Source organism: Thermomonas sp. (genome assembly GCF_023953935.1).
GTDB lineage: Bacteria > Pseudomonadota > Gammaproteobacteria > Xanthomonadales > Xanthomonadaceae > Thermomonas.
In genome coordinates, this window is sequence record NZ_JAMLIW010000008.1 from 107,617 (window position 1) to 131,925 (window position 24,309).

Consider the following 24,309-nt stretch of genomic DNA (forward strand, 5'->3'; position numbering starts at 1 on the left):
GACCGCATGGAATTCACCCCCATCCTCACCGTTGCCGCCAAGGAATTCCGCGACCGCATCCGCAACCGCTGGGTGCTGGCCATCGCGCTGGTGTTCGCGGTGTTCTCGCTCGTGATCGCCTGGTTCGGCGGTGCCCAACAGGGCCAGGTCGGCTTTCGTTCGATCGAGTTCACCATCGCCAGCCTGGTCAGCCTGGTGATCTACCTGATTCCGTTGATCTCGCTGTTGCTCGGCTTCGATGCCATCGTCGGTGAACGCGAACGCGGCTCGCTGGGCCTGCTGCTGGCACTGCCGATCACCCGGCTGGAACTGCTGCTGGGCAAATACCTCGGGCTGGCGCTGGCGCTCACCCTGTCCACGCTGGCCGGATTCGGCGCCGTGGCGGTGGCGCTGTGGAAACACATGAACGCCGCCGCGCTCTACCACTACGGCGGCTTCATGCTCAGCAGCGTGCTGCTGGGCCTGGCCTTCCTGAGCATCGCCCTGCTGCTGTCGACGCTGGCGCGTGAGCGCACCCGCGCTTCGGGCATGGCAATCGCGGCCTGGTTTTTCTTCGTCCTCGTGTTCGATCTGCTGCTGCTGGGGTTGCTGGTCTCGACCGGCGGCCAGGTCGGTGGCGACAGCTTCGCCTGGCTGCTGATGCTCAACCCGACCGACGTGTTCCGCATCCTCAACGTGTTCTCGATGGAGGACGTGCGCACCCTGTACGGGCTGGCCAGCGTGATGCCCGAATCGCTCGGCAATCCGCTGACCATGGGCGGCGTGATGCTCGCCTGGATCGTGTTTCCCCTGCTGCTCGCCAACTGGAGATTCAAACCATGACCCTGCGTCCTGCCGCATTCGCCCTGGCCCTTGCTATCGCGCTTGGTGCAAACGCACTTGGCGGTTGCGCCAGACCGGAGACGCAACAAGCCGCCATCACGCCGGTCGAAATCACCGCCGGCACCGCCTGCGAGCTGGACGGCATGCTGTTGGCCGATTACCCCGGCCCCAAGGCGCAGATCCACTACGCCGATTCCGACCGCCCCGCGTTCTTCTGCGACACCGTCGAGCTGTTCAGCACCCTGCTCGCCGGCGAACAGGTGCGCGCGGTGCGCGCGGTGTACGTGCAGGACATGGGCCAGGCCGACTGGAACGAGCCCAAGGGCCACTGGATCGACGCCAGGACCGCCAGCTACGTGCTGGGCAGCAAACGCGAGGGCTCGATGGGCCCCACCATCGCCAGTTTCGCCAACCGCACCGATGCCGATGCCTTCGCGAAGGAATACGGTGGCCGCGTGCTCGGCTTTGCCGACATCAAGCCGGACATGGTGGACCTGCGCGGCGGCGCGCTGCACGATTCGCAGATGTAAGCGCCGTTTGCCGCGCCCGGCCTCAGCCCACGCGCGGTGCCAGCAACTGCGCCAGCTCCGCATCCTTTTCCGCCCACAGCCCGTTCATCCAGTGCTGGAAGCGGACGCGGAATTCGCGGTCATTCTGGTAGTCGCCGCCGGCCAGCTCGGCCGGGATCGGCCGCTGCCGCACCTGCGCCCGCACCTCCGGCACGCGGTTGGCCAACAGATCCAGCAGCGAGGGCGCGCCGCCCGGGTAGGCGATGCTGACATCGATGATCGCGTGCAGGCCCTGCCCCATCGCATCCAGCACGAAGGCGACGCCACCGGACTTGGGCTTGAGCAGGTGCCGATACGGTGAGGACTGGCGCTGGTGCTTGTCGCTGGTGAAGCGGGTGCCTTCGACGAAATTCATGATCGCCACCGGGATCGCACGGAATTTCTCGCAGGCGCGCCGGGTGGCGACGATGTCACGACCGGCCAGCGCCGGATTCTTCGCGATCTGCTTGGGCGTGTAGCGGCCCATGAACGGGAAATCCAGCGCCCACCACGCCAGCCCCAACAGCGGCACCCAGAACAGCTGGCGCTTGAGGAAGAACCGCAGGAACGGAATCCGCCGGTTGAAGGCCTTCTGCAAGACCAGGATATCGACCCAGCTCTGGTGGTTGGCCAGCACCAGATAGTGGCCATCGCGCAGGAGTTCCAGCTCGCCCTCCAGGGTCAGGCGGGTGCGCGTGAAGCTGTCCCACACCCAATTGTTCACCCCGATCCAGCTCTCGGCCAGGCCGGTCAGGAGGGGATTGCAGGCCACTTTCAGCCGCGTGATCGGCAACACCAGCTTGACCAGAGTCACCGCCATGATCGGAATGACATGCAGGACCGTGCTGGTAATGATCAGCAGGGACAGCAGGGCGACGCGGATCAGAGCCATGGAAGAAACGTTGCGGGAATTGGAGACCATTGTCGCGAAAACTCGCGCCGGATTCAGTCCCGGTGCCGGCGACGCGTGGAAGGCCCGATGCCGCAGCACCCGCCTGCCGCGATAATCGCCGCATGACGCCTTATGCCGGCCCCCTTCTGACCCATCAGTCCGCCACCACCCTGCGCGCTGCGCTTGCCGCCGGCGCGGCCCACTGGGACGGCTCGCTCGATCTTGGCCGCAGCAGCGGGCGCGCCCTGCTGGACGACGGCGGTTGGACCTGGCGCGGACGGCACTACCCGTGGCCGGAGGCGCTCAAGGAGCGCACCTTGTACTGGTGGGATGGTGATGGCTACGCGCCGGTCTCGCGCTACAGCGGCCAGTTGATCAAGCTGGTGCCGACCGAGTGGGGCGTGCCGACCTTCGAGATCGATGGCATCAAGATGTTGCCGACCGTGAAGGAATCGCCGCTGGACGATGCGCGGCGCAAGGTGGCCTTGATCCAGCCCGGCGGCAAGGCGGTGCTGGACACCTGCGGCGGGCTCGGCTATTTCGCCGCCTGCGCTCTCGACGCCGGCGCGGCGCGCATCCAGTCGTTCGAAAGAAACGGCGATGTGCTGTGGCTGCGCTGGCTCAATCCGTGGTCACCGGATCCGGAGACCAGCGGCGGTCGGCTGGCGCTGACGCACGCGGATGTCTTGCAGGCGTTGGGCAATCAGCCCGACGCCAGCTTCGACGCCGCGCTGCACGATCCACCGCGCTTCGGCATCGCCGGCGAACTGTATTCGTTGGCGTTCTACCGGCAGCTCGCCCGCGTGCTGCGGCGCGGCGGGCGCCTGTTCCATTACACCGGCGCGCCGAACCGGCTGAGCGCGGGCCGCAACCTGCCTCGCGAAGTGGTACGGCGGCTGGAAACCGCCGGATTCAAAGCCGAACCGGCGCTGGATGGCGTGCTGGCGATCCGGCGCTGAGCGCCGCAGCCAGCACTCGGCGTGGGCCCCGACCCGCCGCGCCGCGACGCTCAGACCGCCTGGACCAGGATCACCGCCGGATCGTCCGCGTGCTCCAGCAGCAAGCGGCGCACGCGTTCCTGCCAGACCTCGCCGAACGCACGCCGGACCTCGGCGCTGGCGTCGGGCGCCATCGCCTGCCCCATCAGCATCCGCATCTGCGGTGACGGCGGCACGTTGGTGAAATCCAGCGCCAGCCGCACGCCCGCGTGGGTGTCGGTGCGCTGGAACGTGGCGATGCAATCCGGATTGCCGCCGCCGTAGCCCAGCAGGCCGCTGCGCACGAAGTTGCCGCCGATGCCGTGGAAACCGTTGCCCGCCGCCGCGCCGGTCAGCAGGGTGAACACCTGCGCGATCACGCCGGTGGTGCCCTCGCTTTCCGCCGAACTCATCGTCACCGCCACCCCGCCGCGCTCGGCCGGCCCTTCGGGGAACAGTGCGTGCAGGCCGGCGCGGGCCATCAGGTAGGCGCCGGCCACGGTCGGGCAGGAATGCCCGGCCACGCGCACCGCATCGGCATAGCCGTATTCGATCAGCCCGCCCTCGGCGGCGCCGAGAAATTCGGACAGCGGATCGTGGACCTGGACTTTCGGGGCCTGGTCGAAAAACGCGGGAAAGGCCATCGCTTATTCTTCCAGCAGGCCGGTGATGCCGAAATCGATCACCACGCCGTCCTGGCCGCGCTGGCGGTAGTCGATGGTCAGGTTTTCGCCGAAGCGCTCGTTCAATTGGTGCAACAGCGGGATCGGGTCGTGGTCGTTGACGAAGCGCATGGTTTCGCCGTTGCGCAGCGCGCCGAGCGCGCCGAAGATCGCCGAATGGCGGAACCGCCGGGCAATCCCGCGGGCGTCGAACACGTGGACGTTGGGCTCCGGATCAATCTGGAAGGACATGCCAATGACTCCTGTTTGCAATGGGCCGGGCCATGCTACGCCCGATGCTGCGGGCTGCATTGACATGGGTCACCCGGACCGTGACCAGTGAATCGGAGTCAGGAACCAAGCCAGGAATCAAGTCTGGCCGCTTCACGATGCTGCTGCGATAATGCAACGTTCAGGCCCCGTAGCTCAGCTGGATAGAGCGTCCCCCTCCTAAGGGGAAGGTCGCCCGTTCGAATCGGGCCGGGGTCGCCAGCCGTGCGCTGCGCGTTCCGGTGCCTGCCGCATCGGTGCCAGCGTCACGGCCCACATCCCCCCTCTCGTTTCCGGAGTACGCCATGTCCCACCCGATCCTCAGCCAGCTCGGCCTGGCCGCCGAACAGTCCGGCACTTACCTTGGCAACGGAGAGTGGTCGAAAACCACCGACGCCGGCGTCATCGAACCGGTCAATCCGACCACCGGCGAAGTCCTGGCGCGGGTGCATGCTTCCAGCAAGGCCGACTACGACGCCATCCTCGAGCGCGCGCAGGCGGCGTTCCAGGTCTGGCGCACCACCCCGGCGCCGCGCCGTGGCGAGGCGGTGCGCCTGTGCGCCGATGCGCTGCGCACCCACAAGGATGCGCTGGGTTCGCTGGTGGCGCTGGAGATGGGCAAGTCCAAGCCCGAAGGCGACGGCGAAGTGCAGGAGATGATCGACATCGGCGAGTTCGCCGTCGGCCTGTCGCGCCAGCTCTACGGCCTGACCATGCACAGCGAGCGCCCCGGCCACCGCATGTACGAGCAGTGGCACCCGCTGGGCATCGTCGGCATCATCAGCGCGTTCAACTTCCCGGTGGCGGTGTGGGCGTGGAACAGTTTCATCGCCGCCATCTGCGGCGACATCAGCATCTGGAAGCCCTCGCCCAAGGTGCCGCTGTCGGCCATCGCCGCCACCCGGATCTGCAACGAGGCGCTGCGCAAGGGCGGTTTCCCGGACATCTTCTTCCTGTTCAACGACTCCGGCGTCGAGCTGGCGCAGGAGTTCGTGGACGATCCGCGGGTGGCGCTGATCAGCTTCACCGGCAGCACCAAGGTCGGCCGCACCATCGGCGAACGGGTGGCGCGTCGGATGGGCCGCAGCCTGCTGGAGCTGGGCGGCAACAACGCGATCATCGTCGATGCCAGCGCCGACCTGAAGCTGGCAATTCCGGCAATCGTGTTCGGCGCCGTGGGCACCGCCGGCCAGCGCTGCACCACCACCCGCCGCCTGATCGTGCACGAATCGGTTTACGAGGCGGTGCTGCAAAAGCTGGTCGCAGCCTACCAGCAGGTGGAAGGCAAGATCGGCGACCCCACCGACCCGCACAACCTGATGGGCCCGCTCAACAGCAGGGACGCGGTGGACGGTTTCCTCGATGCCATCGCCCAGGCCAAGGCCGCCGGCGGCAAGGTCGAAACCGGCGGCCGCGCGCTCGATCGCCCCGGCAACTTCGTGCTGCCGACGATCATCTCCGGCCTCGACAACAGCGCCGCCATCGTCCAGCACGAAACCTTCGCGCCGATCCTGTACGTGATGAAGTTCCGGGACATCCAGGAAGCCATCGCCATGCAGAACGCGGTGCCGCAGGGGCTGTCCTCGGCGATCTTCACCACCAACCTGAAGCATTCCGAGGCCTTCCTGGCGGCCACCGGCTCCGACTGCGGCATCGCCAACGTCAACATCGGCACCTCGGGCGCGGAAATCGGCGGTGCCTTCGGCGGCGAGAAAGAAACCGGCGGCGGCCGCGAATCGGGTTCCGACGCCTGGCGGGCCTACATGCGCCGGCAAACGAATACCATCAACTGGTCGGACGCGATGCCGCTGGCGCAGGGGATCAAGTTCGAGGTCTGATCCAGGCAACACGCCCCACCTCGCCAAGGAGCCGCCATGAACACGCCGATGCGCAGCAACAGCACGCTCGCACTCTTCAGCCTGATCTTCGGGATTCTCGGCTGGACCCTGCTGCCGTTTGCCGGCAGCCTGGTCGCCATCGTCACCGGGCACATGGCGCGCGCCGAAATCCGCCGTTCGCCCGAGACCCTGGACGGCGACGGGCTGGCGGTGGCCGGCATGGTGCTGGGCTACGTGGTCGTCGGCCTGAGCCTGCTGGCCTTCATCTTCATCCTGCTGATCTTCGGCGGGATCGCCGGCCTGCTGGCCGCCGCCGGGCACTGAACGCTTGTACGCATTCAGCCGCCCGCTCCTGTTCTGGCTCGATCCGGAACGTGCGCATGGCCTCGGACTGGCCGGATTGCAGGCCGCGCACCGCTGCGGCCTGTCCTCGCTGCTGGCCACGCCACCCAAGCCGCTGCCGACCAAGGCGTTCGGCCTGACCTTTCCGAATCCGGTCGGTCTGGCCGCCGGCCTCGACAAGGACGGCGCCCACATCGACGCGCTGATGGCGCTGGGCTTCGGCTTCATCGAGATCGGCACGGTCACGCCCAAGCCGCAGCCCGGCAACGAGCGGCCGCGCCTGTTCCGGCTCGAACGCGAGCGCGCGATCATCAACCGGATGGGTTTCAACAGCGGCGGCGTGGAAACGCTGGTGCGCAACGTCGAACGCGCCAAGCGCCGTGGCGACGCCCTGCTCGGCATCAACATCGGCCGCAACAAGAACACGCCGAACAAGGAAGCGGCGGGCGACTACGTGCACTGCCTGCGCCACGTCTACCCGCTGGCCGATTACGTCGCCGTCAACATTTCCTCGCCCAACACCGCCGGTCTGCGCGAGCTGCAGGAAGAGCAGGCGCTGCGGCAGTTGGTCGGCACCCTGCGCGACGAGCAGGAGCGGCTGGCCGGGATCCACGGCAAGCGCGTGCCGGTGCTGGTCAAGATCGCGCCCGACCTGAGCGAGACCGACATCGATGCGGCCGCGCGCGTGCTGGGTGACCTGAAGGTGGACGGCGTGATCGCCACCAACACCACGGTCTCGCGCGAAGGCGTCGAAGATTCGCGTCACATCGATGAGGCCGGCGGGCTGTCCGGCGCGCCGCTGCTGTCGCTGGCCACCGCCACCTTGCGGATGCTGCGCACGCGCTTGCCGGACGAGATTCCGATGATCGGCGTCGGCGGCATCATGCACGGCGCCGACGCGGCCACCAAGCAGGCCGCCGGCGCGGTGCTGGTGCAAACCTATACCGGGCTCATCTACCGCGGCCCGGCCCTGATCGAAGAATGCGTGGCGGCCCTGCGCCGACGCAAGGAAGCCCGCAGCGGCGCGCTGCCGCTGGAATGAACGCCACCGCCGGCGGCTATCGCATCATCGAAAACGCGCGCCTGGACGCGCGCAACAGCTTTGGCGTCGCCGTGCGCGCGCCACTGCTGGTCGAGGTGACGCGCAGCGAGGCGTTGCCCGAGCTGTTCCACCACGCCATGCCGGGTGACGTCAGGCCGCTGGTCCTTGGCGGCGGCAGCAACATCCTGTTTGCCCGCGATCCGGAAGGCGTCGTGCTGGCGCTGGCGTCCGGGGCCATCCAGCCGATCGGTGAAACCGACGGGGCCACCTGCGTGCGCGCCGATGCCGGCGTGGTCTGGCATGACTTCGTGCTGTGGACGCTGGGGCACGGTCTGAGCGGGCTGGAAAATCTCGCACTGATCCCGGGCACCGTGGGCGCGGCGCCGATCCAGAACATCGGCGCTTACGGCGTGGAAGTGCGCGAATGCGTCCATGCGGTCGAGGCCTTCGACCGCCAGGCCGGGATCTTCGTCCGGCTTGCGTCCGAGGCCTGCGCCTTTGCCTACCGCGATTCGTTGTTCAAACGCGAACCCGACCGCTTCGTGGTGACCGCAGTCGAGTTTCGGCTGCCGCAGAGATTCACGCCACGCTTGCAATACGCCGGATTGACCGAAGAACTGGCGTCGATGGGCATCACCGATCCGCCGCGCGCCTCGCAGGTGGCCGAAGCGGTGATGCGGATCCGCCGCCGCAAGCTGCCCGATCCGGCCGTGCTCGGCAATGCCGGCAGTTTCTTCAAGAATCCGATCGTTGCCGAGACCTCCGCGCAGGCGCTGCTGGCCGAACACCCCGACCTGCCCAGCTACCCTTCCGGCGACCCGGCCACGCGCAAGCTGTCGGCCGCGTGGCTGATCGATCGCTGCGGCTGGAAAGGCCGCCGCGAGGGCGATGCCGGGATCGCGCCGACCCATGCACTGGTGCTGGTCAACCACGGCCAGGCCAGCGGCGCGCAGCTGCTGGACATCGCCCGCCAGGTGGCGGCCGACGTCCACGCCCGCTTCGGCATCGCGCTGCAGCCGGAGCCGCGGATCGTGGGCGCGAGGTGGTGAGCGCACATCAAACAGACGCCCCTCTCCCGACGGGAGAAGGAAAACCCCGCAACGTCCAGGCGCGGGCCGCCCTGCTGATGCTGGCCAGCACCTTCGGCTTCGGCCTGATGGCCATTTTCATCCGCCTCGCCTCGGCCAGCATGCCGACCTGGGAAATCGCCTTCTTCCGCGTTCTCTTCGGCTTCCTGCTCCTGCTGGCCTTGCTGGCCTGGCCCGTGCGCTCCCAGGCGCAGCCGCTGCACGCCTTCCTCGCCCGCGTGCGCACCACCCAGCTGCCGCGCTACGTGGTGCGCTGCGCGATTGGCGTGGCGGCAATGTTCTGCGGTTTCTGGGCGATCGCCCACCTGCCGCTGGCGCAGGCGATTTCGCTCAACTATTCCTCGCCGATCTTCGTCACCATTGCCGCGATCCTGATGCTGGGCGAGCGCGTGCGCGTACGCCGTTGGGCGGCGGTGGTCGGCGGTTTCATCGGCGTGCTGGTGATCGTGCGGCCGGGCTCGCACGCCTTCAGTCCAGGCAGCCTGGTCGCGGTGGCCTCGGCCATGCTCAGCGCGCTGGTGGCGATCCAGATCAAGCAGCTCTCGGCGGCCGACAAGGCCGACACCATCGTGTTCTGGACCTACGCGCTGTGGGTGCCGATGACGCTGCTGCCGACCCTCTGGGTGTGGCAGACGCCGCACGGGATCACCTGGCTGTGGCTGTTGCTGGCCGGCGTGATGGGCACCGCCGGCCAGCTGCTGTGGACGCGCGCGCTCAAGCTCGGCGAGGTTTCGGCGCTGACTCCGATCAGCTTCACCCAGCTGCCGGTCGTCACTTTCGCGGGCTGGCTCCTGTTCGATGAAGTGGTCGATACGCCCACCATGATCGGCGCCGGGATCATCCTCGCCTCCGCCTTCTACATCGCCCATCGTGAATCCGTGCTGGCGCGCCGCGCCGCTTCCAAGGCGCTGAGCAAATCCAATCCGCCGGTGGTGTGAGACATTTGCGGGGCCGCACCCGGCAACCACTCATTGGCGGCTTCCGGCCTGCGCTTCTTCACGTTCGGTCCGGATGATGTTTTCGCGCATGGCGACCTGGCGTTCGTCCAGCGTGGCCGGGTCGGCCTGCAACAGCGGCAACACGTAGCGCGCGCGCAGGACCTCGGCCTGGGCGATGTGTCCCTGCTTGCGCAGCAGACCTTCGGCCTGCCATGCCGCATCCACGGTCTTCGCATTTCGTTCGCCATAAGCCGCCTCGCGCAGGCGCAGCAGCTCGCGCCAGGCAGACACCGCTGCATCGGTCTTGCCCAGGCTTTCCGCAGCCTGGGCGCGGATGTCCCATCCGGCCTGCAACTGCCGATCACGTTCCCCGAGTACGTCGCGAGCAATCGGCAGCACCCGGTCCAGGCGGGCCAACGCGGCAGCGTCCTGGCCTGCCTGATGCAAGGTGCCGGCGTTGTTGATCGCGATGAACAGCGTGTCCGGATGCCGCGGTCCGAGCAAGCGGGTACGCGCGTCCAGCACCTGCTGCTGAAGCTGCAACGCCTCTTCCAGCAGACCGGTACGGGCCAGGAATGTCGCCAGATTCAGACGGGTACGCAACGTGCGCGGATCATCCGAACCCAGCACGCGGACCTGGGTCGTCAGCACCTCGCGTGCGATCGGAATCGCCTCGCTGGACTTGCCGCTGTCGTTCAGCATATTGGCCAGATTGGCGCGATCGGAAAGCGTCAGCGGATGCTCGGCGCCCAGGCGACGGGTGCGGGTCGCAACCAGCGCCCGCTGCAAGGCCACCGCGCCCTCACCGTCACCGGTCATGATCCGCATCACCGCCAGATTGTGCTGGGAGGCCAGCGTGTCGGCCGCATCGGGCCCCAGCACCCGCGCCCGCATCGGCACCAATGCCTCCAGCAGCCGGCGCCCGGTTTCGGGATCGCCCATCCGTCCCAGCAGGATGGCCAGTCGGTCGGTCACTTCCATGGTCGCCGGGTCGCGCTCGCCGCGCAGGCGAATGGCGTCAACGCGCAATGTTTCCAGCAGCGTCCGCGCCTTCGCTCGATCACCCAGCGCCGCAGCGATGTCGGCCTGATCGACCCGCAGGCGAATCCGCAGTGGATCGTCGGGCGGCAGCGAAGCCAGCGCGGTCATGGCGCGTTCCACCACACTTTGCGCACTTTTTGCATCAGCGGCATCCAGCAAGGCGCGCGCCCATGCGTCTTGCGCTTTCAGGGTCTCCGGCGCCGTCGCACCGAGTACCTTTTGACGCCAGGCCGCCACTTCGGCGAACCCGCGGGCCGCCTGCTCCGGCAGGCCCAACGCGAGCCGGACGTGCGCCACCGATTCCCGCAGATCCGCAGCAATCGCAGGTTCGCTGGAAAAGTCGCGACCGATGGCACGCTCGGCATTGTCGAGGAGATTCCGGTTGATCACCCCGCGCGCCAGATCCGACGTGCTCGCATGCGCCAACGCGGCATCCAATGCGGCGGCGGACTGCGGTGCCTGCTTGGCAACCTGCGCCCGGAGATCGCTGGCCACGCCCAGGCCCATCGCCTCGATGTCGATGCTTTCCAGCATTGCCTGCTGAAAGGCCGCCACCTTTTCCAACTGGGCGCTGCGCTGAACCGCGATTGCGCGCTGTGCGCGCGCCTGCAGCAGTCCGTACACCGACAGCGCAAATCCCCCGACCAGCGCGAGCAGGGCCACGGTTGCCGCCATGATGCCGGGGCGGTGGCGGGCCGCGAATTTGCGCAATGCATAAGCGCGGCCAGACGGCACCGCCTCCAGCGGATGACCGTCGAGAAACCGCTGCAGATCCCCAGCCAGCGCCGCCGCCGACGGATAGCGTTCGGCCCGTTCGTGGCGCATTGCCTTGGCGACGACGTGGTCCAGCTCGCTGCGCAACAATCGGCGCATGTGCGGCAGACTCTGCCCGCGCGCCTGGGCAATCCGCACGGCATCGCCCGGCGGCAGGGTCGAGATCTGTTCGGAAGGCAAGCGGAACGTGCGCGCGCTGTGGGCCGCCGTTTCGCCCGTCGCGAGCGGACGCTGTCCGGTCAGCAATTCGCCGAGCACCACGCCAAGAGCAAAGACATCGCTGCGGGCATCGACCAGCGCCGGATCATCACCGGCCTGCTCCGGACTCATGTAGTCGGGCGTACCGGCAATCTCGCGACCGCCCACGTCGGCGGCAAGGGTGGCGATCCCGAAATCGATGATCTTGGGCAGTGCCCGCCCATCGACCTCATCCACCAACAGGTTGCCGGGCTTCAAGTCGCGGTGGATCACGCCCTTCTGGTGGGCATGCTGGACGCCTTCGCAGACGCGGATGAACAGCTTGATTCGATCGGCCAGCGGCAGCCGATGGGCATCGCAGAATTGCGTGATCGGCGTGCCGCCGATGAACTCCATCGCGAAATACGGATGACCATCGGCCGTGGTCCCGGCATCGTGGATCTGGGCAATGGCCGGGTGCCGCATGCGCGCCAGCAGCTGGCGTTCGACTTCGAAATAGGCAATGTGGCGGGCGTCCAGCCGACGCGAGCGAACCAGCTTGAGCGCCACTTCCCGCTGCACCGGTTCAAGCTGTTCGGCGCGATAGACATCCCCCATCCCGCCATGACCGACGCGCTGGAGAAGACGGTAATTCCCGATCCGGGTTCCGGCGGGCAAGGCCTCGCCTTCGACCGCCGCCGCAGGGCTCCGGGTGGCGATCAGCTCGGTGCGTTCCGGGTCGTCCCCGTTGTCCTCAGCCATGCCCATGCGCATTCTCCGTTTCAGCCGGTATCGGCCGTCTGTCACGACACCCTGACCGGATCACTGCGGCAAGTCTCCGACGGCCGCTGACGCATCGTGTCATCGCCGCTACACTGCAACAACTGTCATCCAGACGATCCGATGAACCGCGACAAGCCCCCCGAGGATACAACCCAGCGCACCATGTTCAGCCAGGGGCCGGATCGTCCTGCGCCACGTTCCGCCTGCGTGGTCGTGATCCATGGCGAAAGCCTGGGCAAACGGATCGACATCCACGATCGCCCCCTTCTCGTCGGACGGGCGCAGGACGCCGATCTGCTGATCGAGCACAAGAGCGTCTCGCGCCAGCACTGCCGGATCTGGGGCGAAAATGGTCGCTACCGCATCGAGGATCTCGGCGCCACCAACCCGACCCGCGTCAACGACGCCCGCCTGGAGCGTGCGACGACGCTGAAGGACGGCGACCGCATCACGGTCGGCGAGAGCATCCTCAAGTTCATTTCCCAGGACAGCATCGAGGCCAGCTACCACGAGGAGATCTACCAGCTTGCCATCCACGACCCGCTGACCGAGCTCTACAACCGCCGCCATTTCTGCGCGCTGGCCGACAAGGAAATCGCCCGCGCCACCCGCCACGAACGGCCGCTGGCCCTGTGCATCATCGACGTCGACCTGTTCAAGCCGGTCAACGACCGCTACGGCCACGTCGCCGGTGACGGCGTGCTGCGCCAGATCGGGCTGGCCCTGCGCGATCACGCCCGCGGCGATGACGTGGCGGCGCGGATCGGCGGGGAGGAATTCATCTTGCTGCTGCCGGAGACGGCCATTGCCGATGCCGAGCAGAGCGCGCAGCGGCTGCGCGCGGCGATCGAGGCGATGGCCTTCACGCTGGGGGGCGAAGCGCGGAAGATCACGGTCAGCATCGGCATCGCCAGCCTGACGCCCGATCGCGCCGCCCGCGGCCCGCTGATGGCAGCCGCCGATGCCGCGCTGTATCGCGCCAAGCGCGAGGGGCGCAACCGGGTCTGCATCGCGGACTGAGCGCGCAAGCCGCAGGCGACGCAAGGCGCGCAGAAGCTGCGCCAGCCCGATTCAGCCGCGGCTGGCCGCAATCAATTTTTCGACGTCCACGGCGTCGATCTGCTCCGGCCGCAGGTAGCGCCGGGCATATTCGAGATGGACGCCGGCGCGCAGGAACAGCGCGAACAGGTCGGGGTCGATGTGCCGGTCCTTGCACATCCGCGCCATGATCGCGATCGATTCGGAAATGGTCTTGGCCGGTTTGTACGGGCGGTCGGCCGCAGTCAGCGCCTCGAAGATGTCGGCAATTGCCATCATCCGCGCCTCCTGGCTCAGCTGGCTGGCATCGAGTCGGCACGGATAGCCGGTGCCGTCCATTTTCTCATGGTGACCACCGGCGATCTGCGGAACCTCGCGCAGATGCCGCGGCAACGGCAGCTCGCTGAGCATCTTGATCGTCTGCACGATGTGCTGGTTGATCTTGTAGCGGTCTTCGTTGGTCAGGGTGCCGCGGCTGATGGTCAGGTTGTGCAGCTCGCCGCGATCGTAGAGCAGCTCAGGGGTCTCCATCTTGAAGCCCCAGCGATTGCCCGCCTCGATGCGCTCCGATTCGGGTCGCGGAATCCGATGCTCGGGGCGGTCCGCCAGCAATGGCTCTTCAAGCGGCAGCTCGGGCGCCGGCTGCGGCAGGCGATCGAGCTCCTCCCGCGACAACCCCAGCCGATCGTCCAGCGTGCGCAGCCAGCGGCGGCTGCCGATTTCGCGCAGGCGCGCCTGCTGCTCCGCCGGCAGGAATTCGCCGCCGACGTTGCAACGGGCGACGAAGGCGAATTCATCATCGAGCGTCGCCAGCAGCGCATCACGCGTTGCGCGCAGCTCCGGCTCCGGGCGGCCGTCCGCCAGCCCCTGCCAGTAGCCAATCCAGGCATCGCGCTTGAGCACCTCGAAGCGCATCCGCACTTCGTGGATGCGGTTGTACACCGTCTCCAGCTTGGTGGCCTTGTCAACGACATATTCCGGTGTCGTCACCTTGCCGCAGTCGTGCAGCCACGCCGCAATGTGCAGTTGTTCCCAGCCATCGTCGTCCAGCCGGAAATCGGCATACGTGCCGCGGTCCTGCGCACAGGCCGCGCGCGCCAGCATGAAGGTCAATTCGGGGACGCGCGCACAGTGGCCACCGGTGTACGGGCTCTTTTCGTCGATCGCGCCGGCGATCATGCGGATGGTCGCCTGGATCAAGGCCTTCTGCTCCTTGATCAACTCCTGGGTTTCCAGCGCGCTGGCGGCGCTGGCGGTCAGGGCCTCGATGAAGCGCGCGCTGGCGTCGTCGATCTGTTCGTCCTTGAACAGCAGCAGCATGCCCAGCAGCTGCTCATGGCGATCGCGCAACGGCAGCGCCAGCATCGCCGGAATCGCAAGCCCGGCATCCAGCCCGAGGGCCGCCAGCTCCTCACTGCTGAGATGGCCGCTGACCGGGTGCGCCGCCGTGCGCGCCGCCTCCATCAGCTTGGGCAGCGCATCCGGCGACAGCGGCGGCAGGTTCGGCGCCGGCTTGGCCTTGCCGCCTTCCACGTCCAGTGCACTCACCCGCAGCGCGCCGCTGGCGTCGGCCAGATACAGCGCGCCGCCGCGCGCCTCGGCGATGTCGACCAGCTTGTCGAGCAGCCAGGGGCGCAGGATTTCGAAATCGGTTTCGCTCACCAGCCGCTGATTGATGCGCAGGAAACGCCGCACCGCATCGCGCATCAGGTCGAAGGCGGCGCCCAGGGTGTCGATCTCGCGCACCGAGGAGCGAACGATCGGATGGTCGGTGAAATCGAACCGTCGAACCGCTTCGGACTCGCTTGCGAGCCGGGTCAACGGCGCCGCGATCCGCCGGGAAATCAGCAGCGCGACCCCCGCCGCAAACGCCACCAACAGGAAGAACTCGAGCTCGCCGGGAATCGCATCACCAAACCAGCGCAGCGTCTCGCCGGTGACGACCACCAGCACGACCGACAGCAGGGTGATGTGCAGGTACAGCGGGAAACTGACTTGCCTGCGCGCCATGGAACTCCCCCGATTCAATCCTCGCAGCGAGTGTAGCCGCTTGCCCCCGCTTGGCGATCCATTCGCCTGTACCGACGCAGCGCGTCCCGCCACAATGGCGGCATGGAGCCACCCGCCGCCCATAGCAGCGCACGCACGCTTGACCCGCGCGGCGACGCCCTGCTGCTTGCCGTGGCCGACGGCCGCGACTGGCCAAGCACCTCGACCCTGGACCTGGGCGGCACCCGCCTGCACCGCAAGGCCGAGCTCCACGTCACCCTGCTCGGCCGTGAACCCACCGCCAGCGCCCGCGCCAAACTGGGCGATGCGCGCATCCGCGCCATCGCGGCGACTTTCGACTGGCGCTGGCACCGCACCGGCGCCGGGAGCGTACTGCGCAAAACGAAAATCGAGGGCGGGGCACCCCTGCCCTGCACCAGTCTGGTCGAATGGATCGAACTGCCGGCATTTTCCGGCTTCCGGATGGCGCTTGCCGAGGCGATGCAACTGCCGATCCCGGACACGCTGCCGCACGTCACCCTCTACGTGGCCGGCGATCCCGCCGGCATCGGCGTGCCGGATCTGACGACTCTGGCCGTCCTGCGCCAGTTCGACCTGCGTCTGCCGCGAGGCGATGCGCCACCCCCGCCCGCGCTGCCGGCGGCCCTGCACGCTGCCTATGCGGCTGCCGAATACCGCATCCCCAACCTTTCCGCCTGCCTGCACATCGGCCATTCCTGCGCATCAATTGATGCCGAACTTGCCCGCCGCAATGCCCGTCGCGCCATCGTCATCACCGCCTGCAATCCGTACAGCGAAACGCTCGCCCCCGCTGCCAACGCCCTGCGCCAGCAGTGGCTGCAGGACGAGCTGGAAGGAGCCGGGATCACCACCCTGCCCGCCGAAAACCATGACCCCGGCGGTCGCTGGCCTTGCGAACCGGGCCTGCTCGCCTTCGATACGTCAGCAGACTTCGACGATGGCTTGCTCCGCCGTTTCGAACAGCACGCCATTGTCGTGATCGAATTCAGCCAACCGGCACACTTGCTGCTGCATCCGTCGCATCGCTGAGGCAAGCCATTGGCCTGCCCGGACAGTGACTCCGAGCAGCCAGCCGACGACAAAAAAGCCAACCGGATTGCGCCGGTTGGCTTGACTGCTTGCGTGGTGGCGCGCCCGGAGAGATTCGAACTCCCGACCCCCAAGTTCGTAGCCTGGTGCTCTATCCAGCTGAGCTACGGGCGCAGAAGCGCAATTGTGATGCATTGCAGCGTGGTGCGTCAACGCGAACGTTGGTGCAATTTGCTGTCGCACAGCGGAACTGGCGGAGACTGAGGGATTCGAACCCTCGATGGAGCTTTTGACCCCATACTCCCTTAGCAGGGGAGCCCCTTCGGCCTCTCGGGCAAGTCTCCGGGTCGCGCAGTGCGAGCCGGGAAGGATACAGGCTGCGCCCGAATCCGGCAATCTGCCCTGCCCCGTTTGCCACCGCGATCCGCGGCTGGCCCAGCACTGCCATCACGCGCCGATCGCGCCGGCTGGCGCAGTTTGTGTCCGTCGACGGAGGGCTGGCATGGCAACGGATCCGCAATTCAAAGTCGGTGACCACGTACGCTGGAACTCGGAGGCTGGCTACGTCAGCGGGCGCATCCTCCGAGTCCACACCCGCGACTTCGACTACAAGGGCCACACCCATCGCGCCAGCCCGGACAAGCCACAGTACGAGATCCAGAGCGACAAGACCGATCACGTGGCCGCCCACTACGGCACAGCGTTGAAGAAGATCGATTGACGGTTGGGCCGTGCGTCTTCAACGCACTGCTTTCGGCGTGCCGGCGCAGGCACGTTGCACTCAGGCGGGGAACGGCGTGCGCAGCAAGCCTGCGGCCAAGGTGCCCAGCCAGACCAGCAGCAGACCGAGCACGAGGGTCGTGCCGAGGTAGCCGACCAGCGCTTCGCTGCGCCCACTGCGCTCCAGCAGCAGCAGTTCCAGCATCAGCGACGACCACGTGGTCAGGCCGCCGAGCAGGCCCACGATCAGGAAGGCGCGCCAGTACAGCGCCGCCGGTCCGCGGCCTTCCAGCCAGACGGCCAGGAACCCGATCGCGAAGGAACCCGACAGGTTGGCCACCAGCGTGCCCCAGGGGATGCCCGCACCCAGATGCCGCAGCAGCCAGCCGCCCAGCCAGAACCGGCCGCCCGCGCCCAGCGCGCCGCCGCACATCACCAATGCCAGTTGCTTCCACCAGATCGCCGTCAACATGCCGTGCTCCTGTGTGACACACGAGCGCGCCTGCCGCCCGGGTCGGGTTTGGCAGGCACCATCAGCCGGGTCGGCGGTTCGGGGAGGATGCCATCTCCCATCGCGGCAATGGTATACCCGATGCCCGCCAGTCCGCGCGGTGGCGCGATCCGCCAATGCCGGCCCCGAAATCGGCCCCGCTAGCGCGAGCCTTGCAGCAGGCAGGCCACCACGGGGGCCACCTGCGCCTGCCGATCCAGCGCGCTGCCGAGCTGCTGCAGCCGCGCGGCCAGTTCCGCCGGTGAATCGGTACATACGGTGGCATGCCCCACCTTGCGGCCAGGCCGCGGCTGCTTGCCGTAGTCGTGCCAGCGCAAGCCGGGCACGGCCAGCGCGGCAGCGCGGTCGGGCATCGCGCCCAGCCAGTTGAGCATGCACGCGTGGCCGCGCATGGCGGTGCTGCCCAGCGGCAAACCGAGGCCTGCGCGCAGATGATTTTCGAACTGACTGGCGTGGCTGCCTTCGATGGTCCAGTGCCCGGAATTGTGTACGCGCGGCGCCATTTCGTTGGCCAGCAATTCGTCATCGCACTCGAACAACTCCAAGGCGAACACGCCGACGTAATCCAGCGACTCCGCCAGCGCCTTGGCGTACGCCAGCGCTTTCTCCCGGGTGGATGGATTGACCGGGGCCGGCGCGAGGCTGGCCGAAAGGACACCGTCCACATGCCAATTCCGGGTCAGCGGCCAGGCGCGGAATTCACCGCCCTTGCCGCGTGCTGCAACCACGGACAACTCACGCTGGAAGGCGACGAAGCCTTCCAGGATCAGCCCGACTGCAGGCGCCTGTGGGCCCAACGCGGCCCACGCGGCGTCCACGTCTTCGAGGGTGCGGAGACGGAACTGGCCCTTGCCGTCATACCCCAGCCGGCGGGTCTTGAGGATGGCGGGGAGACCGATGGCGGCCACCGCGGCGCGCAGGCCATCCAGCGAATCGACTGCGGAAAACGGCGCCACCGGGATGCCCAGTTCGCGAAACCGGTTCTTTTCGGACAGCCGATCCTGCGACACAGCAAGCGCCTGCGGCGGCGGGAACACGGGCAGCGTCGCCGCCAGCCACTGCGCGGCCGGCGCCGGCACGTTCTCGAAATCGAAGGTCGCGATGTCAGCGCCTTCGACGAAACTCCGCAGCGCCTCCGCGGCATCCCAGGCGCCCACCGCCAGCGGCGCAAGCTGGCCGGCGCAGGCATCGGCTGCCGGATCCAGCAGCTTGAAGCGCAGGCCCAGCGGCGCGCCTGCCAGCACCAGCATGCGCGCAAGCTGCCCACCGCCGAGGATTCCAACCGTGGTCACGGACGCACCGCCTCGCGCATCAGCTGCGCGGATCGTCGTTGTCCACGACGTCCCGGGTCTGGCGCGAACGATAATCCTCCAGCGCGGCGGCAATCGCCGGATGGTCGGCGGCCAGCAGGGCGGCGGCAAACAGGCCGGCGTTGGTGGCCCCGGCCGCGCCGATCGCGAAGGTCGCCACCGGAACACCGGCCGGCATCTGCACGATCGACAGCAGCGAGTCGAGCCCGTTGAGCACGCGACTCTGGATCGGCACGCCCAGCACCGGCACGGCCGTCTTGGCCGCCAGCATCCCGGGCAGGTGGGCGGCCCCGCCGGCGCCGGCGATGATCGCCCGCAGGCCGCGCCCGGCCGCGCTGGCAGCGTAGTCGAATAGCACGTCGGGAGTGCGGTGTGCGGACACCACCCGCACTTCGTGCGGAACCCCGAGCGCTGCGAGCGCCTGTGCCGCCCGCTGCATCGTCTCCCAGTCGGAGCGCGAGCCCATGACCACGCCCACCAGCGGGGCGGCGTCGGTTCGATGTGGTTCGGTCATGGCGGCTTCGTTCGTCAAATCGGCATTCTAGCGCGTCGAGCAAGGACGTCGAACAGTCCGCAACACACGCACGCCGCACGCGCAGACGCGCGCACGCAGATCGACAGCCACAGCCGCCGCGACAGGCAGGCACGCCGCACGCGCGCGCCTGATTCCCGGTGGTCGGCAAACACGGCAACCCCGCGCATTGCATGCTGACGGAAAAACCGGTTAAAATTTGCGGCTTGCACCACCGCTCTCCACTTTTTCGCTTTTCTGCCGAGGTCTGTCATGAAGGTCCTGTCCTCCCTGAAGTCGGCGAAGACCCGCCACCGCGATTGCAAGGTCGTTCGTCGCCGCGGCAAGGTCTTCGTCATCTGCAAGTCCAACCCCCGTTTCAAGGCCCGCCAGCGCTGAAGATCCACTGCGCGCTGACGTGCACGGGAGCCGCCGCAGGGCGGCTCTTCTGTTTTGGCTCCCTGCCGCGCAGGACGTCTGGCCGCCACCGTCACCGTTTTCGACCTAGAATCAGCAACCGTCACCCGTTTCGGAGCACGTCGATGAAGCATCTGCTGTGCAAGACCACGCTGGCTGCCGCCCTGCTCGGGTTGATCGGCAGCGCCAGCGCCGACACCCTGCTGATCCAGCGCGTCAAGCAGGAAACCGCCAACATGCCCACCCGCGGCATGACCACGGCGCAGGTCCAGGCCAAGTTCGGCGCTCCCGGCGACCAATTGGCCGCGCAAGGCGGGCAAAGGCGCGCCTGGCCCGCGATCACGCGCTGGGTGTATCCGGGCTTCACCGTGTATTTCGAACGTGGCCGGGTGATCGATGCCGTGGCCAATCAGGCCACCCCGGACGAGATCGGCCCGAAGCCGGCCAAATAAGCGTCGATGTCCGCCCCAGACCTGCGTTTCCCCGCCGAGTGGGAGCCCCAATCGGCGGTCCTGATCGCGTGGCCGCACGCTGGCACCGACTGGGCCGCGCGGCTGGCCGAGGTGGAGGCCACCTACGTCGCGCTGGTGTCCGCGATCACCCGTTTCCAGCCGGTGGTCATCATCGTTGCTGACGACGTGCTGCAAGCCCACGCTGCGGTGCGGCTGGCTGACGCCGGCGTAGATTCGGCGCAAGTCCGCTACGTCCAAGCCCCGTATGACGACACCTGGCTGCGCGACAGTGGCCCGATCAGTCTTGTCTGGTCCGGGACCGGGCATCCTGCCACGGCCCGCAGGCCGGATGAGGGGCAGGCTTTCCACCTGCTCGATTTCCGCTTCACCGGCTGGGGCGGCAAGTTCGAGGCTGGCGCCGATGATCGTCTGATCGAACGTCTATTCGACCAGAGGTTGTTTCTCAATAATTCTAGACAACTAATTGATTTTGCATTGGAAGGTGGCGCCATCGAGACCGATGGCGAGGGCTGCCTGCTGACCACCTGGCGCTGTCTGCACGAGCGTCACCCCGCCGCCAGCCGTGACGAACTGACCGCAAAACTCGCCGCCTGGCTGCATCAGGATCGCGTGCTGTGGCTGGACCACGGCGCGCTGGAAGGCGACGACACCGACGCCCATATCGACACCCTTGCCCGCTTCGCCGCACCCGATGCGATCGTGTTCCAGGCCTGCGACGATCCCGCCGATTCCCACTTCGCCGACCTGCGCGCCATGGCCGACGAGATCGCCGCACTGCGCACCCGCGACGGCACACCCTATCGCCTGTTCCCGCTGCCTTGGGCACGCCCCGTGCTGGACGAAGGGCGCCGCCTGGCCGCCAGCTACGCCAATTTCCTGATCATCAACGGCGCCGTATTGATGCCGGCCTACGACGATCCGGCGGATGCCGCCGCCGCCGCCGTGCTCGCCCAGGCCTTCCCCAGCCGCGACATCGTGCCTGTCCCCTGCCGCCCGCTGATCTGGCAGAACGGCAGCCTGCACTGCATCACCATGCAGCTGCCGCAGGGGCTGGTTGAGTCCGATTTGAAGGCTTGAGCCACAGGCTTGAGCCACAGGCTCGAGCTTGCCGCAGCAACTTCAGTGAACTAGACTAAACCAAGTCCAAGTGGGGCCTGCCTCATGTCCGCCATGCCTGCCATCAACATCCACGAAGCCAAGACCCACCTGTCGCGACTGGTGGAACAGGCGGCGGCGGGCCAGGAAATCACCATCGCCAAGGCCGGCAAGCCGATGGCGCGGCTGGTGCCGCTGGAAGCGACCGTCCGGCCAAAGACGCTGGGGCTGCTGGCGGGCAAGCTGGACATTGCCGATGACTTCGACGCCCCGCTGCCCGACGCCTTCTGGCAGGGCGCGCGCTGACCATGCGCCTGCTGCTGGACACCCATGTCCTGCTGTGGGCGCTGCACGATCCGGCCCGGCTGGGCCGGAAGACCCGCACGCTGATCGAACGCTCGCAGACGCTGGTCAGCGTGGCCTCGCTGTGGGAAATCAGCATCAAGGCCGCGCTCGGCAAGCTCAAGGCCAGCCCGCACGAGGTGCTGGACGCGATCGAACCGTCCGGCTTCGACCTGCTGCCGATCCAGCCGGCGCATGCGGTGGAGGTTTTCACCCTGGGCACCCTGCACGGTGATCCCTTCGATCGCCTGCTGGTCGCGCAGGCCCAAGCCGAACGGCTTACCCTGCTCACCTTCGATACCGCGCTGCGCAGCTTCGGCCCCTGCGTGCGCTGCGTGGAATGATCGACAAGACTCACGGATACTTTGCTCGATGAATCCGAAAACCCTCCCCGTCGCCCTGGTGCAGGAACGCAATCACGGCGATGCCGCGTCCAATCTCGCGGTGATCGAAACCCGCGTCGCCGAAGCGGCGCAGGCCGGGGCGAAACTCGTGCTGCTGCAGGAACTGCACAACGGCGCCTATTTCTGCCAGCACGAAGCGGTGGGTGAATTTGATCTGGCCGAACCCATCCCCGGCCCTTCCACTGAACGACTGGCCGCGCTGGCCAAACAGCACGGCGTGGTGCTGGTGTCTTCACTGTTCGAAAAGCGCGCCGCCGGGCTGTATCACAACACCGCCGTGGTATTCGATGTCGACGGCCGCCTCGCCGGCAAGTACCGAAAGATGCACATCCCGGACGATCCGGGCTTCTACGAGAAGTTTTATTTCACCCCCGGCGATCTGGGTTTCACCCCGATCCAGACCTCGGTGGGCAAGCTCGGCGTGCTGGTGTGCTGGGACCAGTGGTATCCGGAAGCGGCGCGCTTGATGGCGCTGGCCGGCGCAGAATTGCTGCTGTATCCCACCGCCATCGGCTGGGATCCGGAGGATGCGCAGGATGAGAAAAACCGCCAGCGCGACGCCTGGATCCTGAGCCATCGCGGCCATGCCGTGGCCAACGGCCTGCCGGTGCTCTCATGCAACCGTGTGGGCCACGAGCCTTCCCCGCTGGGTGCCTCTGGGATTGATTTCTGGGGCAATTCCCTTGTACTTGGCCCGCAGGGCGAAGTGCTGGCTGAAGCTGGCGGTGATGCCACGCTGTTGCTGGCCGAAGTGGACCTTGCGCGCAGCGAGCAAGTGCGTCGGATCTGGCCGTTCCTGCGCGACCGTCGCATCGATGCCTACGGCGATCTGGTGAAGCGCTATCGTGACTGAGCTCAACCACGAAGCCGCGCCGGCGGTCACCGATTCGCCCATCGCCGAGCAACCCAGCGTCGAAATCGAACGCGATGGCGTCCACTACACCCTGCTGGGCACCGCGCATGTCTCCAAGACCAGCGTGGAGGCGGTGCTGGCCGCCATCGACAGCGGCCAGTACGACGCCATCGCGGTCGAACTGGACCCGCAGCGGCTGAAGGCCCTGACCCAGCCCGACGCGCTGGCTGAACTCGATCTGGTCAAGGTCATCCGCGAGCGCAAGGTCGCCCCGTTCGCCGCCAACCTCGCGCTGGCCGCCTACCAGCGCCGGCTGGCCGAGCAGATGGGGATCGAGCCGGGCGCCGAACTCAAGGCCGCCGCTGTCGAAGCACAGGCCCGCGGCCTGCCGCTGCAATTGATCGACCGCGATGTGGGCATCACTTTCCGCCGCATCCTGCAGGGGCTGGGCTGGTGGGACCGGATGAAGCTGATCACCGGCGTCGGCGCCAGCCTGTTTTCCAGCGATGAAGTGGCCGAAGAGGATATCGAGCGCCTGAAAGAAGGCGACATGCTCGAATCCAGCTTCGGCGAATTCGCGCAGCAGACACCGACCCTGTTCGCCACCCTGATCGACGAGCGCGACCAGTACATGGCGGCGAAACTGCGCGAGCGCAGCGACGGTGCCAGACGCGTACTGGCGGTGGTCGGCGCTGGGCATCTCAAAGGCATGGCGCGTTATCTGGGCGAAAGTCAGGACGCGCCCGAGGCCGTCACCGAGCGTCTGGTCGAACTGCGCCAGCGCCGCAAGATCCCGTGGTTCACGCTCATCTTGCTGACCCTGATCTTCGGCGGCATCGCCTGGGGCTATGTCCACGGCGGCGCCCAGCTGGGCCGCGATCTGCTGCTGCAATGGGTGGCCTGGACCTGCGGCCTGACCGCACTGGGCGCGCTGCTGGCCGGCGCGCGGCCGCTGGCGATCCTCATTGGCACCCTCGTCGCCCCGTTCAAACCGTTCCGGCCCGGCCTGCCCTCGGGCATGTTCAGCGCTCTGGTTGATTTGCGTGCCCGCAAGCCCGCCTACCCCGACTTCCTCGCCCTGCGCGACGACGCTCAAACCCTGCGCGGCTGGTACCGCAACCGCGTGACACGGGTGCTGCTGGTGTTTTTGCTCACCAACCTCGGCACCGTCGCCGGTGAATACGTGGCCGGCGTGCGCATTTTCGGGAAACTGATGGGCTGAGGCGTCCGGACAAGCCGGCCCTGCCCCTCGCTCACAAGCTTGCAGCCCGCAACGCCTTGGATCGGCCCTTGCGTCCAGTCGATTGACAAAACCCATTGATTCCCGCAGAAATCCGGGCGAAGATGCGGGAATCGCAGGTGGATGAAGATTCGGCATTCG

Annotated in this window: 26 protein-coding genes, 3 tRNA genes and 1 riboswitch; of the genes, 19 read left to right on the forward strand and 10 right to left on the reverse strand. The window is 67.4% G+C overall.

What is annotated here, in order from left to right; genetic code table 11:
- The first annotated feature begins 6 nt into the window (after positions 1 to 6).
- Positions 7 to 822 (forward strand): ABC transporter permease subunit, encoded by an 816-nt coding sequence (locus tag M9902_RS10030; protein WP_297222707.1) that lies wholly within the window; start codon positions 7 to 9, stop codon positions 820 to 822.
- Positions 819 to 1,352: a nitrous oxide reductase accessory protein NosL gene (locus tag M9902_RS10035; protein WP_297222709.1), complete on the forward strand. Its 534-nt coding sequence runs from the start codon at positions 819 to 821 to the stop codon at positions 1,350 to 1,352. Before M9902_RS10030 ends, M9902_RS10035 begins: the two co-directional genes overlap by 4 nt.
- Positions 1,353 to 1,374: 22 nt before the next feature.
- Here M9902_RS10035 and M9902_RS10040 read toward each other — a convergent pair whose 3' ends face one another.
- On the reverse strand, positions 1,375 to 2,262 hold the full coding sequence (locus tag M9902_RS10040; protein WP_297222711.1) for an acyltransferase: 888 nt from the start codon (positions 2,260 to 2,262) through the stop codon (positions 1,375 to 1,377).
- Between the two features lie 122 nt (positions 2,263 to 2,384).
- Here M9902_RS10040 and M9902_RS10045 point away from each other — a divergent pair, with 122 nt between their 5' ends.
- A complete protein-coding gene (locus M9902_RS10045) occupies positions 2,385 to 3,221 on the forward strand; it encodes an SAM-dependent methyltransferase (RefSeq protein WP_297170774.1) in 837 nt (278 codons plus the stop codon).
- Positions 3,222 to 3,271: 50 nt separating this feature from the next.
- Here M9902_RS10045 and M9902_RS10050 read toward each other — a convergent pair whose 3' ends face one another.
- Positions 3,272 to 3,883, reverse strand: coding sequence for an FmdE family protein (locus tag M9902_RS10050; protein ID WP_297222713.1), 612 nt, complete (start codon positions 3,881 to 3,883; stop codon positions 3,272 to 3,274).
- A 3-nt stretch (positions 3,884 to 3,886) separates the two neighbouring features.
- Positions 3,887 to 4,153: a DUF2249 domain-containing protein gene (locus M9902_RS10055; RefSeq protein ID WP_297222715.1), complete on the reverse strand. Its 267-nt coding sequence runs from the start codon at positions 4,151 to 4,153 to the stop codon at positions 3,887 to 3,889.
- A 163-nt stretch (positions 4,154 to 4,316) separates the two neighbouring features.
- Here M9902_RS10055 and M9902_RS10060 point away from each other — a divergent pair.
- From M9902_RS10060 to M9902_RS10085, 6 genes are all read left to right on the forward strand, one after another.
- Positions 4,317 to 4,393, forward strand: a tRNA-Arg gene (locus tag M9902_RS10060).
- A gap of 83 nt (positions 4,394 to 4,476) precedes the next feature.
- Positions 4,477 to 6,009: an aldehyde dehydrogenase family protein gene (locus M9902_RS10065; protein WP_297222717.1), complete on the forward strand. Its 1,533-nt coding sequence runs from the start codon at positions 4,477 to 4,479 to the stop codon at positions 6,007 to 6,009.
- 36 nt (positions 6,010 to 6,045) lie between these two features.
- On the forward strand, positions 6,046 to 6,333 hold the full coding sequence (locus M9902_RS10070; protein ID WP_297222719.1) for a DUF4190 domain-containing protein: 288 nt from the start codon (positions 6,046 to 6,048) through the stop codon (positions 6,331 to 6,333).
- Between the two features lie 4 nt (positions 6,334 to 6,337).
- Positions 6,338 to 7,393 (forward strand): quinone-dependent dihydroorotate dehydrogenase, encoded by a 1,056-nt coding sequence (locus tag M9902_RS10075; protein ID WP_297170763.1) that lies wholly within the window; start codon positions 6,338 to 6,340, stop codon positions 7,391 to 7,393.
- The gene (murB, locus tag M9902_RS10080; RefSeq protein WP_297222722.1) at positions 7,390 to 8,442 is read left to right on the forward strand and encodes a UDP-N-acetylmuramate dehydrogenase; all 1,053 of its coding nucleotides are present in this window, start codon (positions 7,390 to 7,392) and stop codon (positions 8,440 to 8,442) included. Before M9902_RS10075 ends, murB begins: the two co-directional genes overlap by 4 nt.
- A 77-nt stretch (positions 8,443 to 8,519) precedes the next feature.
- Entirely contained in the window at positions 8,520 to 9,419 is a 900-nt protein-coding gene (locus M9902_RS10085) for a DMT family transporter (RefSeq protein WP_297170759.1), read from the forward strand.
- A 30-nt stretch (positions 9,420 to 9,449) separates the two neighbouring features.
- On the opposite strand, the gene M9902_RS10090 is transcribed toward M9902_RS10085, so the two are convergent.
- Positions 9,450 to 12,179: a tetratricopeptide repeat protein gene (locus M9902_RS10090; RefSeq protein ID WP_297222725.1), complete on the reverse strand. Its 2,730-nt coding sequence runs from the start codon at positions 12,177 to 12,179 to the stop codon at positions 9,450 to 9,452.
- Positions 12,180 to 12,314: 135 nt separating this feature from the next.
- Between M9902_RS10090 and M9902_RS10095 the strand changes: the two genes are divergently transcribed.
- On the forward strand, positions 12,315 to 13,214 hold the full coding sequence (locus tag M9902_RS10095) for a GGDEF domain-containing protein (protein WP_297222727.1): 900 nt from the start codon (positions 12,315 to 12,317) through the stop codon (positions 13,212 to 13,214).
- A 51-nt stretch (positions 13,215 to 13,265) separates the two neighbouring features.
- On the opposite strand, the gene M9902_RS10100 is transcribed toward M9902_RS10095, so the two are convergent.
- A complete protein-coding gene (locus tag M9902_RS10100) occupies positions 13,266 to 15,242 on the reverse strand; it encodes an HD domain-containing phosphohydrolase (RefSeq protein WP_297222729.1) in 1,977 nt (658 codons plus the stop codon).
- 102 nt (positions 15,243 to 15,344) lie between these two features.
- On the opposite strand from M9902_RS10100, the gene M9902_RS10105 reads away from it, so the two are divergent.
- A complete protein-coding gene (locus M9902_RS10105; protein WP_297222731.1) occupies positions 15,345 to 16,292 on the forward strand; it encodes a DUF3293 domain-containing protein in 948 nt (315 codons plus the stop codon).
- Positions 16,293 to 16,389: 97 nt separating this feature from the next.
- On the opposite strand, the gene M9902_RS10110 is transcribed toward M9902_RS10105, so the two are convergent.
- Positions 16,390 to 16,466: transfer RNA gene (locus tag M9902_RS10110), tRNA-Arg, on the reverse strand.
- A 77-nt stretch (positions 16,467 to 16,543) separates the two neighbouring features.
- A tRNA-Ser gene (locus tag M9902_RS10115) sits at positions 16,544 to 16,636 on the reverse strand.
- 158 nt (positions 16,637 to 16,794) lie between these two features.
- Between M9902_RS10115 and M9902_RS10120 the strand changes: the two genes are divergently transcribed.
- The gene (locus M9902_RS10120) at positions 16,795 to 17,013 is read left to right on the forward strand and encodes a DUF2945 domain-containing protein (protein WP_297222733.1); all 219 of its coding nucleotides are present in this window, start codon (positions 16,795 to 16,797) and stop codon (positions 17,011 to 17,013) included.
- 60 nt (positions 17,014 to 17,073) lie between these two features.
- Here the strand turns inward: M9902_RS10120 and M9902_RS10125 are convergent, their stop codons facing one another.
- The 3 genes from M9902_RS10125 to purE form a co-directional block, all read right to left on the reverse strand.
- Positions 17,074 to 17,484: a CrcB family protein gene (locus M9902_RS10125; RefSeq protein WP_297222735.1), complete on the reverse strand. Its 411-nt coding sequence runs from the start codon at positions 17,482 to 17,484 to the stop codon at positions 17,074 to 17,076.
- Positions 17,485 to 17,529: 45 nt separating this feature from the next.
- Positions 17,530 to 17,591: riboswitch (Fluoride riboswitch) on the reverse strand.
- A gap of 72 nt (positions 17,592 to 17,663) precedes the next feature.
- Positions 17,664 to 18,815, reverse strand: coding sequence for a 5-(carboxyamino)imidazole ribonucleotide synthase (locus tag M9902_RS10130; protein ID WP_297222737.1), 1,152 nt, complete (start codon positions 18,813 to 18,815; stop codon positions 17,664 to 17,666).
- A gap of 19 nt (positions 18,816 to 18,834) precedes the next feature.
- On the reverse strand, positions 18,835 to 19,347 hold the full coding sequence (gene purE, locus M9902_RS10135; protein WP_297222739.1) for a 5-(carboxyamino)imidazole ribonucleotide mutase: 513 nt from the start codon (positions 19,345 to 19,347) through the stop codon (positions 18,835 to 18,837).
- Between the two features lie 270 nt (positions 19,348 to 19,617).
- Between purE and ykgO the strand changes: the two genes are divergently transcribed.
- The 7 genes from ykgO (at position 19,618) to M9902_RS10170 (ending at position 24,150) form a co-directional block, all read left to right on the forward strand.
- Positions 19,618 to 19,743 carry a type B 50S ribosomal protein L36 gene (gene ykgO / locus M9902_RS10140; RefSeq protein ID WP_005913193.1) on the forward strand — a complete coding sequence of 42 codons (126 nt, stop codon included), beginning with the start codon at positions 19,618 to 19,620 and terminating at the stop codon, positions 19,741 to 19,743.
- Between the two features lie 143 nt (positions 19,744 to 19,886).
- Positions 19,887 to 20,213 (forward strand): hypothetical protein, encoded by a 327-nt coding sequence (locus M9902_RS10145; RefSeq protein ID WP_297170740.1) that lies wholly within the window; start codon positions 19,887 to 19,889, stop codon positions 20,211 to 20,213.
- Between the two features lie 6 nt (positions 20,214 to 20,219).
- On the forward strand, positions 20,220 to 21,311 hold the full coding sequence (locus M9902_RS10150; RefSeq protein WP_297222743.1) for an agmatine deiminase family protein: 1,092 nt from the start codon (positions 20,220 to 20,222) through the stop codon (positions 21,309 to 21,311).
- Between the two features lie 84 nt (positions 21,312 to 21,395).
- Positions 21,396 to 21,635, forward strand: a complete 240-nt coding sequence (locus M9902_RS10155; RefSeq protein ID WP_297222745.1) for a type II toxin-antitoxin system Phd/YefM family antitoxin — start codon at positions 21,396 to 21,398, stop codon at positions 21,633 to 21,635.
- A 2-nt stretch (positions 21,636 to 21,637) separates the two neighbouring features.
- Positions 21,638 to 22,015: a type II toxin-antitoxin system VapC family toxin gene (locus M9902_RS10160; protein ID WP_297222747.1), complete on the forward strand. Its 378-nt coding sequence runs from the start codon at positions 21,638 to 21,640 to the stop codon at positions 22,013 to 22,015.
- A 28-nt stretch (positions 22,016 to 22,043) separates the two neighbouring features.
- Positions 22,044 to 22,928 (forward strand): carbon-nitrogen hydrolase, encoded by an 885-nt coding sequence (locus M9902_RS10165; protein WP_297222749.1) that lies wholly within the window; start codon positions 22,044 to 22,046, stop codon positions 22,926 to 22,928.
- On the forward strand, positions 22,921 to 24,150 hold the full coding sequence (locus tag M9902_RS10170) for a TraB/GumN family protein (protein WP_297222751.1): 1,230 nt from the start codon (positions 22,921 to 22,923) through the stop codon (positions 24,148 to 24,150). Before M9902_RS10165 ends, M9902_RS10170 begins: the two co-directional genes overlap by 8 nt.
- Positions 24,151 to 24,309: the final 159 nt, after the last annotated feature.